General features: G+C 59.7%; 17 protein-coding genes and 1 pseudogene. 15 read left to right on the top strand and 3 right to left on the bottom strand.

Going from position 1 to position 15,037, the window contains the following annotated elements; translation table 11 throughout:
• The first annotated feature begins 665 nt into the window (after positions 1-665).
• The 13 genes from BMY73_RS01660 (at position 666) to BMY73_RS01600 (ending at position 9,953) form a co-directional block, all read left to right on the top strand.
• The gene (locus BMY73_RS01660) at positions 666-1,517 is read left to right on the top strand and encodes a sigma 54-interacting transcriptional regulator (RefSeq protein ID WP_371914936.1); all 852 of its coding nucleotides are present in this window, start codon (positions 666-668) and stop codon (positions 1,515-1,517) included.
• 84 nt (positions 1,518-1,601) lie between these two features.
• Positions 1,602-2,513, top strand: coding sequence for a sigma 54-interacting transcriptional regulator (locus tag BMY73_RS01655; RefSeq protein WP_062389046.1), 912 nt, complete (start codon positions 1,602-1,604; stop codon positions 2,511-2,513).
• Between the two features lie 203 nt (positions 2,514-2,716).
• Entirely contained in the window at positions 2,717-3,058 is a 342-nt protein-coding gene (locus BMY73_RS01650) for a type III secretion system major pilin HrpA (protein WP_062389043.1), read from the top strand.
• A 54-nt stretch (positions 3,059-3,112) separates the two neighbouring features.
• Positions 3,113-4,138 carry a harpin HrpZ family protein gene (locus BMY73_RS01645; RefSeq protein ID WP_092404554.1) on the top strand — a complete coding sequence of 342 codons (1,026 nt, stop codon included), beginning with the start codon at positions 3,113-3,115 and terminating at the stop codon, positions 4,136-4,138.
• Positions 4,139-4,193: 55 nt separating this feature from the next.
• Positions 4,194-4,568, top strand: a complete 375-nt coding sequence (gene sctI / locus BMY73_RS01640; RefSeq protein WP_092404552.1) for a type III secretion system inner rod subunit SctI — start codon at positions 4,194-4,196, stop codon at positions 4,566-4,568.
• A 9-nt stretch (positions 4,569-4,577) separates the two neighbouring features.
• The gene (gene sctJ / locus BMY73_RS01635; RefSeq protein ID WP_092404550.1) at positions 4,578-5,381 is read left to right on the top strand and encodes a type III secretion system inner membrane ring lipoprotein SctJ; all 804 of its coding nucleotides are present in this window, start codon (positions 4,578-4,580) and stop codon (positions 5,379-5,381) included.
• Entirely contained in the window at positions 5,381-5,923 is a 543-nt protein-coding gene (locus BMY73_RS01630) for a type III secretion protein (protein ID WP_256570774.1), read from the top strand. The genes sctJ and BMY73_RS01630 overlap by 1 nt, the downstream gene beginning before the upstream one ends.
• A gap of 33 nt (positions 5,924-5,956) precedes the next feature.
• The gene (gene sctL, locus BMY73_RS01625; RefSeq protein WP_092404548.1) at positions 5,957-6,538 is read left to right on the top strand and encodes a type III secretion system stator protein SctL; all 582 of its coding nucleotides are present in this window, start codon (positions 5,957-5,959) and stop codon (positions 6,536-6,538) included.
• A 100-nt stretch (positions 6,539-6,638) separates the two neighbouring features.
• Entirely contained in the window at positions 6,639-6,863 is a 225-nt protein-coding gene (locus tag BMY73_RS01620; protein WP_062389028.1) for a type III secretion protein, read from the top strand.
• Entirely contained in the window at positions 6,850-7,281 is a 432-nt protein-coding gene (locus BMY73_RS01615) for a type III secretion protein (RefSeq protein WP_092404546.1), read from the top strand. Before BMY73_RS01620 ends, BMY73_RS01615 begins: the two co-directional genes overlap by 14 nt.
• A gap of 1 nt (position 7,282) precedes the next feature.
• The gene (gene sctC / locus BMY73_RS01610; RefSeq protein WP_092404544.1) at positions 7,283-9,388 is read left to right on the top strand and encodes a type III secretion system outer membrane ring subunit SctC; all 2,106 of its coding nucleotides are present in this window, start codon (positions 7,283-7,285) and stop codon (positions 9,386-9,388) included.
• Entirely contained in the window at positions 9,385-9,591 is a 207-nt protein-coding gene (gene hrpT, locus BMY73_RS01605) for an HrpT family type III secretion system protein (RefSeq protein WP_092404542.1), read from the top strand. Before sctC ends, hrpT begins: the two co-directional genes overlap by 4 nt.
• Before the next feature lie 2 nt (positions 9,592-9,593).
• Positions 9,594-9,953 carry a type III secretion protein HrpV gene (locus BMY73_RS01600; RefSeq protein ID WP_092404540.1) on the top strand — a complete coding sequence of 120 codons (360 nt, stop codon included), beginning with the start codon at positions 9,594-9,596 and terminating at the stop codon, positions 9,951-9,953.
• An 89-nt stretch (positions 9,954-10,042) separates the two neighbouring features.
• Here BMY73_RS01600 and BMY73_RS01595 read toward each other — a convergent pair whose 3' ends face one another.
• Positions 10,043-10,324: a DUF1652 domain-containing protein gene (locus BMY73_RS01595; protein ID WP_062389014.1), complete on the bottom strand. Its 282-nt coding sequence runs from the start codon at positions 10,322-10,324 to the stop codon at positions 10,043-10,045.
• A 592-nt stretch (positions 10,325-10,916) separates the two neighbouring features.
• Here BMY73_RS01595 and BMY73_RS28685 point away from each other — a divergent pair.
• Both BMY73_RS28685 and BMY73_RS28680 read left to right on the top strand, forming a co-directional pair.
• A pseudogene (locus BMY73_RS28685) lies at positions 10,917-11,684 on the top strand (MCP four helix bundle domain-containing protein); the annotation flags it as partial.
• Entirely contained in the window at positions 11,679-12,542 is an 864-nt protein-coding gene (locus BMY73_RS28680) for a methyl-accepting chemotaxis protein (protein ID WP_371914935.1), read from the top strand. The pseudogene BMY73_RS28685 and the gene BMY73_RS28680, both read left to right, overlap by 6 nt.
• 154 nt (positions 12,543-12,696) lie before the next feature.
• Here BMY73_RS28680 and BMY73_RS01585 read toward each other — a convergent pair whose 3' ends face one another.
• Together BMY73_RS01585 and BMY73_RS01580 are read right to left on the bottom strand one after the other, a co-directional pair.
• On the bottom strand, positions 12,697-13,680 hold the full coding sequence (locus BMY73_RS01585) for a 2-hydroxyacid dehydrogenase (RefSeq protein WP_092404536.1): 984 nt from the start codon (positions 13,678-13,680) through the stop codon (positions 12,697-12,699).
• 15 nt (positions 13,681-13,695) lie between these two features.
• A complete protein-coding gene (locus tag BMY73_RS01580; protein WP_062389005.1) occupies positions 13,696-15,012 on the bottom strand; it encodes an MFS transporter in 1,317 nt (438 codons plus the stop codon).
• Positions 15,013-15,037 lie beyond the last annotated feature (25 nt).

The following is a 15,037-nucleotide window of genomic DNA, read 5'->3' as shown; positions in this document are numbered from 1 at the left end:
TGGCAAAAAGAGGTGGCCGCAGCGAACAAATATATACAGGTTTTATGAAGGGTTGTTGGGTGTGAAGTTGTAGTTCGATAAGTTTAAAAAGTGCGCGCAGTATAAGCAGGTTAAATAATGCGCGTGACCGTAGGGCTACCAAGTAGCTGGTCGTCATAAAACTTCAGGTGTTTTAAAAGATAAAATAACAGAGCCTCTCGATGACAGCGACGTAACAGACCCCAGGCGCAGCGCTGGGTGCCGGGTGAGGTCAATAGATTTGCGGAAGCGGAGTAGACCTTTAAAAACTAAACCATTGATAATCAACACAATTATTCATTATATGATAACGATTCCCATCTAGATGATTTCTAATAAATCATTGTCTCAAGGCAGGCAAGCGTTAAATTTAAATAGTCGTTTGAAAGTTGGTGTGCACGTATTAGTTGCATGCTAAGTGGAGCCATAATGATATCACTGGGGAACCTTGTGACCCGGTTCTCATCGGCTTCGGGAACTTAAATTAATTATTGATGCCTGTGTAATGCGTGGTACTAATAACTCGCTTGCACCCACTTTGAGAGGTATCGATGAAGGAAGAAATCGATGTAAGCGATTGGGCGTGTCTGGAGGAAAGTGCAGCGCTGGATATTCATCAGATAGCCGTGAATACCGCAAGTCTGGGCATGGATTTGCTGTTGTGTGGAGAGACAGGGACGGGTAAGGACACGCTGGCAAAACGTATTCATGCGCTGTCGGGGCGCTCGGGCGCTTTCGTCGGGATGAACTGCGCGGCGATTCCGGAATCGCTGGCTGAAAGCCAGTTGTTCGGTGTCGTCAACGGGGCGTACACCGGTGTCAGCCGATCCCGTGAGGGGTACATCGAGGCCGCGTCGGGCGGCACGCTGTATCTGGATGAAATCGACAGCATGCCGTTAAGCCTGCAGGCCAAGCTGCTGCGAATCCTGGAAACCCGCGGCATCGAAAGGCTGGGCTCCACTGCCTTCATTCCGGTGGACTTGCGCGTCATTGCTTCGGCACAGCGCCCTCTGGATGAACTCGTGGAACAAGGGCTGTTTCGTCGCGACCTGTTTTTTCGGCTCAATGTGCTGACCATCCAGATGCCAGCCTTGCGCAATCGTCGCGAACAGATCCTGCCGTTGTTCGACCAGTTCACCCAGCGCATCGCCCGCGACTTTGGTCGCCCGGTGCCCACGCTCAGTAACGGCTTGGTGCAGGTGCTGCTGAGCCACGCCTGGCCCGGCAACATTCGTGAGTTGAAATCAGCCGCCAAACGTTTCGTCCTCGGCTTTCCCTTGCTGGGCGCGGATACCGAACCCACCCGCGACCCTGAAACCGGCCTGAAAACCCAACTGCGTGTGATCGAAAAAATGCTCATCGAGGACGCCATCAGACGTCACAAGCACAGTCTCGATGCCGTGCTGCAGGAGCTGGAAATCCCGAGACGTACCTTGTATCACCGCATGAAAGAGCTGGGCCTGACGTGCCTGGGTGCGTCCGATCCGCTGTTTTCGTAGCGCCTGAATAACCGTTGTCTCGTAAGCGCGTTGAGGCTTCCGTTCGCGGGCAGCCACAGGCGCTTGAAGTGTCAGAGGTCGTGGATGAGTGTGTACGATTTTTTTGATGAGCAACTGGAAGAGAATCACCCTGTACCGAACCTGACGGTCGTCGCCCAGAGCATTTCACAACTGGGTATCGACGTGTTGTTGTCCGGTGAAACCGGAACAGGCAAGGACACCGTGGCGCAGCGCCTTCATGACTTGTCGGGGCGCAAGGGGCGGCTGGTTGCGATGAACTGCGCGGCGATTCCCGAATCCCTGGCTGAAAGCGAATTGTTTGGCGTGGTCAGTGGTGCCTACACCGGCGCCGATCGTTCGCGGGTGGGGTACATCGAAGCGGCGCAGGGCGGCACGTTGTACCTGGATGAGATCGACAGCATGCCGCTGAGTCTTCAAGCCAAGCTGCTGCGTGTACTGGAAACGCGCGAGGTTGAGCGCCTGGGATCGACCACCCCGATCACGCTGGATGTGTGCGTGATTGCGTCGGCGCAGCATGCGCTGGATGAGCTGGTGGAGCAGGGCCGGTTTCGTCGGGACCTGTACTTCCGCCTCAACGTGCTGACGCTCAAGTTGCCCCCGTTGCGGGCTCAGCGAGAGCGCATTCTTCCGCTCTTCCGGCAATTCGCCGTGGCGTCGGCGCGGGAGTCGGGGTTGTTGATGCCGGAGGTGAGCGCGGTGTTACGGCATGTCCTGTTGAATCATTCGTGGCCGGGCAACATCCGTGAACTGAAGTCGGCGGCGAAACGGTTCGTGCTGGGGTTCCCGCTGCTGGGCAGTGAGTCGGGGGATGAGCGTGAGTCTTCCACCGGGCTGAAGTCGCAGTTGCGGGTAATTGAAAAGGTACTGATTCAGGCGGCGCTCAAGCGGCATAACAACAGCATCGATGCGGTGAGTCAGGAACTGAATATTCCGCGACGGACGTTGTACCACCGGATGAAAGAGCTGGATGTTTGAGAGGGCGGTTTTCAGTGAGGACGCAATGGTGCGCTTATCCCGTGCTCTGAGGCGAGTTCTCGTTCTACCGTCAGGCAGAACCCGATTTTTCCCCCTTCTAACCACCCCTAAATTTATTGAATTTCCCGCGGAACCGATTCCGGCCTCGCAGCCACCCATCAACACCATGCAATGACGCTGGTGTCGATCGAGAGGTATGCAAAATGGCTGTCAATTTGAACCCCATCTCCGGCATGACCAACATGCTCAACTCCGGTGTTAACGCGGTCGGTGGCCTTGCCCAGGGCGCTAACAGCCTCGCCGCGAACGCCAACATGCAATCCGCTGTGGTTCAAGGGAGCGGCAACAGCCAGTCCGTTGCCGCGCAGCAGCAGGCCAGCCAACAGGCGGATGCCAACCAGGCCAAGCTGATCGCCTTGCAAGAGCAGGAAACTGAACGCAAGCAGACCATGGACGTCCTTAACGCCATCGCGTCCGGCAAGGCCGATTCCGCCAACAAGGAAATCAGCGCCACCGCCCAGAACGCCAAGGGCATCAGTTTCTGATCCTGTTGGACTGCCCTCTGATCAAGGGGGCAATCACCTGAATACGGAGGTTTCATGATCAGTCTCAACGCCAATATCAATCCCCTGCAGAGCACGCACATCGGCACGGTCGCGTCGACCGGCGGCATCGGCGGGCAGCAAGGTCCGCAGTCGCTCAAGGACGTCATCGACAAGCTCGCACAGGCCCTGACCAAAGACGGTCATCTCGATCAGGACTCGCCGCTGGGCAAGATGGTCGGCAAGCAAATGGAAAAGATGAACCCGTTGGCCTCAATGATCGGTGGCTCGCCCGACATGATCAAGGCAGCGCTGGGCGCGGTTATCAAGGACAAACTGGGCGAGAACTTTGGCGCGGCGGCCGATTTCGGTCTGGGCGGCGGCGCGGGTTCCGGCAAGCCGGACCTGATGTCCCAAGTGCTCAACGGTCTGGGTAAAGCGTCGCTGGATGACCTGCTCAGCAAACAGGGCGATGGAACGAAGTTCTCTTCCGATGACATGCCGATGCTGGACAAGATCGCGCAGTTCATGGACCAGAACCCGAGCAAGTTTCCGGCACCGGATTCCGGTTCCTGGAAGAACGAACTCAAGGAAGATAACTACCTGGACAGCAAGGAAACCGGTGCCTTCCGTGCCGCGCTGGACATGCTGGGTGGTCAATTGGAGCAGCAACAGAATGGTGGCGGCAGCCCACTGGACGGCAATGCGTTATCCAACGGCCTTTCGACCCTGCAAATGCCTGGCGGCGGCAACCCGACTCAGGACCTGGGTCAATTGCTCGGCGGGCTGTTGCAACAGGGCATGAACGCGAGCCTGGGCAACGGCGGCGGCAATAACCTTGGCGGTGGTCTGGGCACGCCGGTCAACGCCGGTAACAGTGTGACGCAGGACCTGGGCAAGCTGCTCGGCGGATTGCTCGAAAAAGGCCTGGAAGCCAGCCAGGGCGGCGGTGGCGTCGGCGGCACGGGTGGTCAGCCTAATCAGCTGTTCGCGCAACACGACCTGCAAAACACCCTGGCGCAGGCAGCCACGGCAATCGTTTCCGCCCTGGTGGGCGCAGGTCACACCGCTCAGGCCGCCTGATCTTCTCAGTCAGGCTTCGCCGTTATCACTCGACACCGTCTGCCGGAGATCACCCGTGACTGTTTCCCATATCAATCAACTCAAACCGTCATCCCCCGATCTTGAGCCGTCCATGGATCAGGGATTGGTGAGCGCGCCTTCGCAGGCGGATGTCGACCTGTTCAATGCCGCCATGCGTCCCGACATGGCGTTGCAGCAAAGCCATCTGTCCGAACAGATCGCCAGCGCCTTGTCCGAGCGACTGGGCGCCACCGACAAACTGTCTCAGCAAGCGGTGCGAAAGATGAGAAATGCCTCGACCACTGACGATCCGATGGAGATTGTCCAGATGAGCCGCTCGCTGTCGCAGTACTCGTTGCAAATGGCGTTGACGACCAAGGTCGTGAACAAGAGCGCGCAGGCGCTCGACAAGTTGACCAACCTGCAATAGAGGTCTGACGTGAAGTATCTGACTGCGGGTCTGTTGTGCCTGATGTTGCTGCTCAGTGGCTGCAGTGACGAAACCGACCTGTTCAGCGGTCTGTCCGAGCAGGACGCCAACGATGTGATTGCCAACCTCGCCGATCAGCATATCGATGCACGCAAGCGCAGCGAGAAGACCGGCGTGGCGATCAGCGTCCCCACCCGCGATATCAACCGTGCGGTGCGAGTCCTGGACGCCGCAGGCTTGCCGAGACGTTCACGCACCAGTCTGGGTGAAATCTTCAAGAAGGAAGGGGTGATTTCCACGCCGCTGGAAGAGCGTGCGCGTTATATCTATGCGCTGTCGCAGGAGCTGGAAGCCACGTTGTCGCAGATTGACGGTGTGATCGTCGCACGGGTTCACGTGGTGTTGCCGGAGCGCGTAGCGCCGGGCGAACCGGTGCAACCCGCCTCGGCAGCCGTGTTCATCAAACACACGCCAGCGCTCGACCCTGATAGCGTGCGCGGACGCATTCAGCAAATGGTCGCCAGCAGCATTCCCGGGATGTCGAGTGAGCCTCTGGACGCCAAGAAATTCGCCATCGTGTTCGTCCCGGCCGCTGAGTTTCAAGACACCGAACGGCTGGTTAATTTCGGTCCGTTTCTGGTCGACAGCGACCACCTCGGGTTCTGGAAATACGTGGTCTGGGCCGCGCCGTTCGCCGCCTTGCTGCTGATCTTTCTGGTGGTGCTGGGCGTTCGTGGTGACTGGCGGGCCGCGCTGCTCCAGCGCCTCGGTCTGCGTCGCGGCGATCGTTCGGGTCTGCCGGTGCGCACCTGATGTCCGACAGCGAAGCGCGCTGGATTCAATGGTGGTGCGCGCCCTGGCAGTGGGCGCATCCGGCGTGGAAGGCACCGTTTCTGGCGCTCGTCGGGGCGGCCGAAGACGACTTGATGGACGCACCGCAAGGACTTCAAACCGCTTTTTTACACAGTGCGCAGATCGAACCCTGCCAACCGCCGACGCCGGTTAATGCGGTCCTGCAATGGTTGGCATTGCCGGCCGATCAACAGCACCAGGCACTGGAACTGGCCGCCCGTATTTGCCTGACGTCCGTCGGCGATGGCAAGACGCAAAGCCCGACGTCGGTCTATGAAGGCTGGTGCCGGGCGGTGGCCAAGGCGCTGAGACCCGGCGTGTGGCTGGACCCGGCCATCGACGACCCGCGCCTGCTGCTGGCGGCCTGGGTCGGTGAGGATTGCTGGTCACGCTTGCGCCTGAGCTGGCCGCCGCAGGCAGTGCAGCCGGCCGTCACGAACATGCCCTCAAACAAATTGCACACGCTCTGGCAGTCGGTGTTGTGGCGCGTCACGACGCCGTGAACCGGACCCTCGCGACCCTTTCAGGATGCCCCTATGCTCGCCAAACGCCGCCTTGTTCTGTCGCCATCCACAGTGCTCATTGAGCCGCTCCTGCGTCGTGAGGACATCGCCGATATCCAGCTGGCCTCCGAGGTGCTGAGTAAGGCCCGCCGCGAAGCCGTTCTGATTCTGGAGGACGCCCGGCTTCAGGCGCAGCAGGAAAAAGATCAGGCGCTCGGCCAGTTCTGGGCGAATGCCAATCAGTTTCTGCACGGCCTGGATCAGGAGCGTCAGGCCCTTCAGCGCGAATCAATGGCCGCCGTAGAGGCGTTGCTGACCCGCACGCTCTCGCGGCTGCTGGATGACAGTACGCTGGCCGAGCGCACCCGCGCCCTGGTGAGGCATCTTGCGGACAGCCAGCCCTATGAAGCGCAGGCGACACTGGGTGCGCATCCCGAGATGCTCGACGACCTCAGGCACTGGCTTGCGCAGAGTCGATTTGCCGAGCACTGGCAACTCAAGGCAGACCCCACGCTCGCCCCGCAAAGCCTGCGTTTGAGTGACGCCAACGGCGCGTTCGATGTCGACTGGACCCGCCTGCGCCGTGGTTTGCTGGGCGTCTGCGGCGGCGAATGACGGTTTCTTCAAGCCGCCGTGGCGGTTTATGAACCACGGATGGAACCGGAGCGCTGGCAGCTTCCACTCAGGGAATGAACCCTTCAGTTGGAGTTGTTTCATGATCAGTTTCAAGTCCTTGCAAAACCACCTCGACCATTCCTTCACCCGCGCCCAGACCCAAATGGACGATGCCGCGGAAGCGGCGTCCGACAGCGGTTCTCTGGAGGACATGCGCGCCTTCAACGATGCCTCCCAGCAAACCAACGTGGCGAACATGATCCTCAACGAAGGGCTGCGCGCCAAACACGGCATCACCAAAGCGATCATCGATGGCGTTCAGTGACTTCACGGCGATCCTCGTTCAGTGGTGTGAGCAGCGTCCGCTCACACCGCTGGACTGCTGGATCGACGACGCCAACGCGCGATTATCCGTGCACGGGGAAGGCGTGCGTCTGAGGCTCGATGTGCTGGACCCCTACGACGGCAGCGACCCGCAGCGTCTCGATGCCTTGCTGGGTCAGGGCGGTGCCAGCGTCGCCTGTGCCTGCGACGGTGCGCTGGGGCTGGACCCCGATACACGCTGTGTCGTGCTGCTCAGCTGGCTGCCGGATCCTTGCGCCCCTGAGTCGCTGCTCGATCGCCTCGAAAGCCTGGCCAACCAGCGCGCGGCGATGCTGAGCCTGATGCAGACCTCGATGCGCAACGCGACGGCCTTGGCCTCGCCTCGCGCCATCCTCGATACCTGGCAACCGGGAGTGTGAAATGCGCAAGGCCTTAATGTGGTTGCCTTTGCTGATGATTGGCGTGACGGCACCCGCCCTGGCGGCGGTCCCTGACGCCTGGAAACACACGGCGTATGCCTATGACGCGCGGCAGACCGATCTGGCGACGGCGCTGGGCGATTTCGCCAAGGAATTTGGCATCGGGCTGGACATGGCGCCGATTCACGGCACGCTCGATGGGCGTATACGCGCTCAGAACCCTCAGGCGTTCCTCGACCGGCTGGGCCAGGAGCATCATTTTCAGTGGTTTGTGTACAACGAAACCCTGTATATCAGCCCGACGAGCGAACAGACCTCGGCGCGCATCGAAGTGTCGCCTGACGCCGTCGACGATCTGCAACAGGCCTTGTCCGACGTCGGCCTGCTGGACAAGCGTTTTGGCTGGGGTGCCTTGCCCGACGAAGGCGTGGTGCTGGTCCGCGGTCCGGCCAAGTACGTCGACTTCGTGCGCACGTACAGCAAGAAGGTCGAGGCACCGGAAAAAGCCGAGAAACAGGACATCGTGGTGTTGCCGCTCAAATATGCCAACGCCGCCGACCGTACCATTCGCTATCGCGACCAACAGCTCACCGTGGCCGGCGTCGCCAGCATTCTTCAGGAACTGCTGGAAAATCGCTCACGGGGAGAGTCGATCAATGGCGTGAGCCTGTTGCAAGGCCAGGGCGGCTCCGCGAGTGGCATGACCGGCGGCAACAATTCCACCGGTTTGAATTATGGCGGCCTGGACAGTGGCGGTTTCGACACCGGTGCGCTGGAGCAGGGGCTGGACCGGGTGCTGGGCGCCAGAGGGAAGCGCGCTGGTGGGGCGGGCAGTTCAAGCCGCCGTTCGAAAATCCGTGTCAGTGCCGATGTGCGCAATAACGCGGTACTGATCTATGACTTGCCCAAGCGCAAGGCGATGTACCAGAAACTGGTGAAGCAACTCGACACCCCACGCAACCTGATCGAAATCGACGCAGTCATCCTCGATATCGACCGCAACGAGCTGGCGCAATTGTCCAGCCGCTGGAATTTCAATGCCGGCAGCGTCAGCGGAGGAGCGAACCTGTTCCAGCAAGGCACCAGTTCCACCTTGTTCATCCAGGACGCCGGGAAGTTCGCCGCCGACCTGCATGCGCTGGAGGGTAACGGAGCCGCGTCGGTGATCGGCAATCCCTCGATCCTGACCCTGGAAAACCAGCCGGCGGTGATCGATTTCAGCCGCACCGAATACCTTACCGCCACCTCGGAACGGGTGGCCGACATTCAGCCGATCACCGCCGGTACCAGTTTGCAGGTCATCCCGCGTTCGCTGGACAAGGGCGACAAGTCTCAGGTGCAGTTGATCGTCGACATCGAGGACGGGCAGATCGACACCTCGCAGATCAACGAGGACCAGCCTGCGGTGCGCAAGGGCAATGTCAGCACCCAGGCAGTGATCGCCGAGCACGGTTCGTTGGTGATCGGTGGTTTTCACGGGCTGGAAACCACCGACAAGGTCAACAAGATCCCGTTGCTGGGCGACATTCCGGTCATTGGCAAGTTGCTGTTTCAATCGCGCAATCGCGAGCTCAACCAGCGTGAGCGCTTGTTCATCCTCACGCCGCGTTTGATTGGCGATCAGGTCAACCCTTCGCGTTATGTCGAAATCAGTAATCCGCATGATGTCGACGACCAGATGAAACGTATCCAGCAACGTCGGGACGGCGGCGAAACACCCACCCGTGGCGACGTACAGAATGTGTTCACCCAGTTGCTGGACGGTGTAGCGCCGGTGGGATTCAACAGCGGTGAGGCACTGCCGTTCGAGGCCGACAGTCTGTGCGATCCGGGCGAAGGCCTGGTGCTGGATAAGCAGCGCTCGCAATGGTTCTCGAAAAAAGACTGGGGCATTGCCGTCGTCGTGGCGCGCAACACCACGAGCAAACCGGTTCGCATCGATGAAAGCCGTTGCGGCGGGCGCTGGGTGATGGGTGTCAGTGCCTGGCCTCGTGCCTGGTTACAACCGGGTGCGGAGAGTGAAATCTACATCGCCTTGCGTCAGCCGCAGGTGTCGACCAAAGCCAGACAGAACCGACCTTCGCTGCTCAAGGGGGCAACACCATGACCGCGCGCGTTTACGTCTTCCTGCTCATGCTGTTCGCCACCCTGACGGGGTGCGCGAGCCATTCCGGGTGCTCGGGGTACGCCTGCAAGCGCCCGGACTCCAATGATCGCGAGTTGGTGATCTGGTGGCCGCCCGATATGCGTCAGGGACTTGATGAGCGAGACCACGAACTGGACTTCACCGTTGTGCCACTTAAGGATTGAGCATGATTCGGGTATCGGAAAAGGCGGCGTTTTACGCCCATGTCGCGGCCGAACGCGCGGCAATCTGGCCGGTCGCGACCGGGGTGGCCTTTGTCAGCCGACGCGAGCATCGCGATTGGGGGATTGCCTTGCACATCGAAGGTCGGGCGTTACGTCCCGAACAGCTGCGGGATGCGTTGGAGCGGAGGTTCTCCCAGGCCGAGCGGTTCAACGATTACTTTCTGTTCCTCGATGTGCAGCGTGACTTCGTGGTGTGGCACGCGGTGCCTGGCCTGTCTGAGTCACAGGCCAGTCTGGACACGATTCGTCGACACGAACTGATGCTGGCGGGGCTAGAGCATTTGAACGACGTGGGGCGCTGACGCCTGCATCGGTCCGGCTTCCCGGCCGTGACCGTTATTGCGTCGCTGCGGTCGGCAAGTCGGTGGTCAAAACTCATCGACACGCGGTGTCAAGCTCGATTGAGGTAGAGCGTCTGCTGGGGAGCGAAGGTCTCCAGTTCCAGTTCAATGGCCTCGATGATGCGCTCAACGTCCATGGCGTTCATCACCGTCTGGCAGGGAATTCCCGCGATCGCGAGCACCGTCTCGCCACTGGCACGGTCGAACAGGCGGGCCACCATGCTGCTGGGTGCATCCATATTGGCTTCAAAGCCCACAGGGTGGAAGTGCCAGCGCATTAACTGACAAGCGTTTGGAAACGTGACTTTGTTCATGGGGCCTACCTCGTTCAATCGAGCAATTCCAGAGCTCCGCAGGGCAGGAAAAAAGTGGTCGGTGTGTCGGCTGCCGGGAACGACGCAACGCGTATGCCAGAGCACAACGATGCATTGTTATGTGTCACATTCGCAGGCGCACGGACTCATAGACCACGAGTCAGATAAAGGTAGCACCGACTTCTGACAGATATGGGAAAAAAATCCTACGGCAATAAAAAATTTATGTTGCGTTGATCGGGATCAAGCATCGATATATCCATAAGACTTCTATCATCGGTGCTGAATCGTTATTTTGAAATAAGGCGTTAAGCCATCATGGATGGATGATCGACTATAAAGGGAGTTTGATACCGGACCGTGCCAAACATACCCTTTGACTCATACGCAAACGTTTGACCCTTCGATAGTGGGTCAGCAAAACATTTGTTTTAAAAAAAGACCAAAGTTGGACTGAATAAAAGAGTGATCCCAGCCGATAGAAGATCAGGTGGCCACAAAACTGGAAGTTGCACGTTATATGGCAGCCATCCTTTGGCGACGAAACCCCCTAAAGTTTGCTTGATTCACGCATGGACGCCTCAGCCTGATCTTTTAAGAGAGACATTCCATGTCGATTAGACACATGAACATCGCGCCTCGCGCATTCCTGGGGTTTGCCTTCATTGCCGTGCTGGTGATAGGGCTGGGTTTCTTCTCGCTTAATCGCCTGGCCGTGATTCGACAGGCCACCACCGACATTGAAACCAATCAACTGCCCAGCGTGGGCTACCTGGGCAACATGCTGGAAAACAGCTTGCGCCTGCGCATCACGTCCTTCCGCACGCTGGTCAACCGCGAGCCTGCGGCATTGCGCGAAACCGAAGGGCGTATCGCGGAGTTGATCGGCAAGTTGCAGGACGCCAGGAAGCACTACGCGGCGTTGCCTGCCGGAGAGGAAGAGTTGGCGGTTTATCGTCAGTTCGAAACGACGCTGGCGACGTTCCTTGATGTACAGGCGCAAGTACTGGACTTGTCGCGTCAGGAAAAGACAGAAGAGATGCGCACCTTGATCAATACCCGTATGAAGGACGCGACCGACCTGATGGGTGTACAGATTAACCAGCTCATCACCATCAACAGGAAAAGTGCGGGCGACGCGGCGGTTATTTCGAAACAGCAATATGATGGCGCCAATGTGGGCGTTATTTCCGTCTCTGTGATGGCTGCACTGATGACCGTCTTGCTGGCCTGGTTGTTCACTAAAAGTATCGTCAACCCGCTGTCTAGAGCGGTGCAGGTTGCGCAGGAAATTGCCGGCGGTGATTTGACCCGACCGATTGAGGTGGACGGCAAGGACGAAGCCACGCAGTTGTTAGAGGCGCTGGCAACCATGCAACAGAACTTGCGCAACACCCTCGAGCTGATCTCCGGCTCGGCCACGCAACTGGCGTCTGCCGCAGAGGAACTGAGCGCGGTAACGGAAGAATCGTCACGCGGTTTGCAGCAGCAAAACAATGAAATCGAACAAGCGGCTACCGCAGTCAACGAAATGACCGCCGCAGTGGAAGAGGTGGCACGCAATGCGGTGTCGACCTCCGAAGCCTCGCAGCAATCCAACCAGACCGCACGCGAGGGGCGTGATCGGGTGGTTGAGACGGTCAAGTCAATTCAGGACATGACTCAGCAGATTCAGGCGACAACGGGCTTGGTGGAAGGCCTGGCGGAGCAGGGCCGCGACATCGGCAAGGTGCTCGACGTGATTCGTTCGATCGCCGAACAGACCAATCTGCTGGCGCTGAACGCCGCCATCGAAGCCGCGCGGGCGGGCGAGGCGGGGCGTGGCTTTGCGGTGGTGGCCGATGAGGTCCGGGCGCTGGCCCACCGTACGGCGCAATCGACCACTGAAATCGAGCAGATGGTGGCGGGCATTCAGACCCGCACGGGCGACGCTGTGCAATCGATGTCGCGCAACACCGACAGCACGCGCAGCACGTTGAGCCTGGCCAGTTCGGCGGGCGATGCTCTGGAACTCATTACCGAAGCGATCTCGCAGATCAACGAGCGCAATCTGGTGATCGCCAGCGCCTCGGAAGAGCAGGCGCAGGTGTCGCGTGAGGTGGACCGTAATCTGGTGAACATTCGTGACCTGGCGGCGCAGACAGCGGCGGGTGCCAACCAGACCAGCGCAGCCAGCCATGAACTGTCGCGGCTGGCGGTGGACCTGAAGGCAATGGTGACGCGGTTCAAGGTTTGAATGGATCGCCGGAGCCCGGCTACCGTTAGAAATGGGTGGGGCCTGTAACGTGCAGGGGCGCGCTTGCTCTGGGCCGCATCCGGGCGATTTCGGTATGCCTGAACACATCGTTCGCTGACACACCCTCATCGCGGGCAAGCGCGCTCCTACACGGTCAGGTGTTCTTCCAGGCTGACGGGTTTACCAAATCCTTCGGCCGCTCTCCCGCCAGTGCCGCCAACAGATTATCGACCGCACAACGCGCCATCGCTTCACGGGTTTCGTGCGTGGCCGAGCCCATGTGTGGCGTCGCCACCACGTTGTCCAGTTGCAACAACGGGGAGTCGGCCTGCAAGGGCTCGCGCTCGAACACGTCGAGGCCTGCCGCGCGAATCTGTCCCGTTTGCAGCGCGTGGATCATGGCCTGCTCATCCACCACTTTGCCCCGCGCGATGTTGATGAAGATGGTTTCAGGGCGCATCCGGGCGAACTGCTCCGCGCCGATCAAACCTTCGGTTTCAGCGGTCAGCGGCACGGTCAGGCAGACAAAGTCGGCTTCTTGCAGCAGCGCGTCGAGGCTACGGTATTGCGCGTTGAACCGCGCCTCGACGGCCGGTTTTGGCGAGTGGCTGTGATAGAGCACCGGCATGCCGAAACCGAAGTGGCCGCGTTGCGCCACGGCTTCACCGATCCGTCCCATGCCGACAATGCCGAGCGTTTTGCCATGAACATCGGAGCCGAAATGGGTCGGGCCGATGTTTTGCGTCCATTGGCCGTTGCGCACCATCGTGGCCAGTTCCACCACACGACGGGCCGTGGCCATGATCAGCGCGAAACCGGTGTCGGCCGTGGTTTCAGTGAGTACATCCGGCGTGTTGGTCAGCAGGATGCCGCGTCGGGTGAGGTCGTCGATGTCATAGTTGTCGACGCCTACCGAGACGCTGGACACCACCTTGAGCCTCGGTGCCAGATCGAGTAATGGCGCGTCGAGCTTGAGGCTGGCACCCAACAGACCATCGGCCTGGGGCAGGGCGTCACGCAGGCGAGCCAGACCCTCTTGGGTTTTCGGGTCATCGATCAATGTGACCTCGGCGTGCGCCTGCAGGCGCTCCATCAGGGGCGCCGACAGTTTTTTATACAGAACCACGTGCTTGTTCATCGAATGCTTTCCAGATCAGGGGTGCGCAGGCGTGCGACGAACCGTCGGTTCATCGCGCACCGGCTTTGCGGAGTTGTCCGGTTTGAGCAACAGGGTGAGAACCACCGACACCAGCAATGCGCCGCTCATGAACAGGTAGGACGCGCTCAAGGTGCCGGTGACGCCGTTGAGGTAGCCGACCAGATAAGAACCCGCGAACGAGCCCAGTGCGCCCAGGCTGTTGATCAACGCCATGGCACCGCCGGCCACGTTGGCGGGAAGGATCTCCGGCACGATGGCGAAGAACGGACCATAGGGCGCGTACATGCAGGCGCCCGCAATCACCAGCAGGGCGTAGGACCACCAGAAATGTTCGGTGCCCAGTGCGTAAGAGCCGTAGAACGCCACGGCAGCCAGCAGCAGCGGTGGCCAGACGAAGAGTTTGCGTTTTTGCAGCTTGTCCGACGCCCACGACACCAGCACCATGCCGATCACCGCTGCCAGATAAGGCAGCGCGGACAACCAGCCGGCCTCGACCATGTCCATTTGCATGCCTTTCTTGATGATCGTCGGCAACCAGAGCACGAAGCCGTACACGCCGATGCTCCAGCAGAAATATTGCGCGGCCAGCAGCAGGACTCTCGGCGAGCGGAAGGCTTCGGCGTAGTTCTTCACCGGTTTGATGCCGACCTGTTCGGCGTCCAGACGCGCTTGCAGTTCGGTCTTCTCTTCCTCGGTCAGCCATTTGGCCTGAGCGGGACGCTCGTCCACCAGGCGCCACCAGATGAACGCCCAGATCACCGCAGGCAAGCCTTCGACGATGAACATCCAGCGCCAGCTGAAGTGCGCCACCAGGTAGCCTGACACCACCGACATCCAGAGCATGGTCACCGGATTACCGAGGATTAACACCGTATTGGCGCGCGAGCGTTCGGCCTTGGTGAACCAGTAGCAGAGGTACACCAGCATCGCTGGCATTACCGCGGCCTCGACCACACCGAGCATGAAGCGGATGCCGATCAGCATGTAGGCGTTGGAGACGATGCCGGTCAAGGTCGCGAGGCTGCCCCACAGAATCAGGCTGACGAAAATCAGCTTCTTCACGCTCTTCTTCTGCGCGTAGATGGCACCCGGGACCTGAAAGAAGAAGTAGCCGAGGAAGAACAGCGCCCCCAGCAACGACGACATGCCCGGCGTGATGTGCAGGTCTTCGGCCATGCCCGAGGCGGCGGCGAAGCCATAGTTGGCGCGGTCCAGATAGGCCAGGCTGTAGGTAATGAAGACGATCGGCATGATCAGCAGCCAGCGACGTTTGAGGCCGGCGTGCTTGACGGTTTCGAGTAGCTTTTCCATTTCAGGCTCCCTGAGCATGTTGTTT

The organism is Pseudomonas sp. NFACC02, assembly GCF_900110765.1.
Classification (GTDB): Bacteria; Pseudomonadota; Gammaproteobacteria; order Pseudomonadales; family Pseudomonadaceae; genus Aquipseudomonas.
This window is presented reverse-complemented; position numbering and strand designations above follow the sequence as displayed.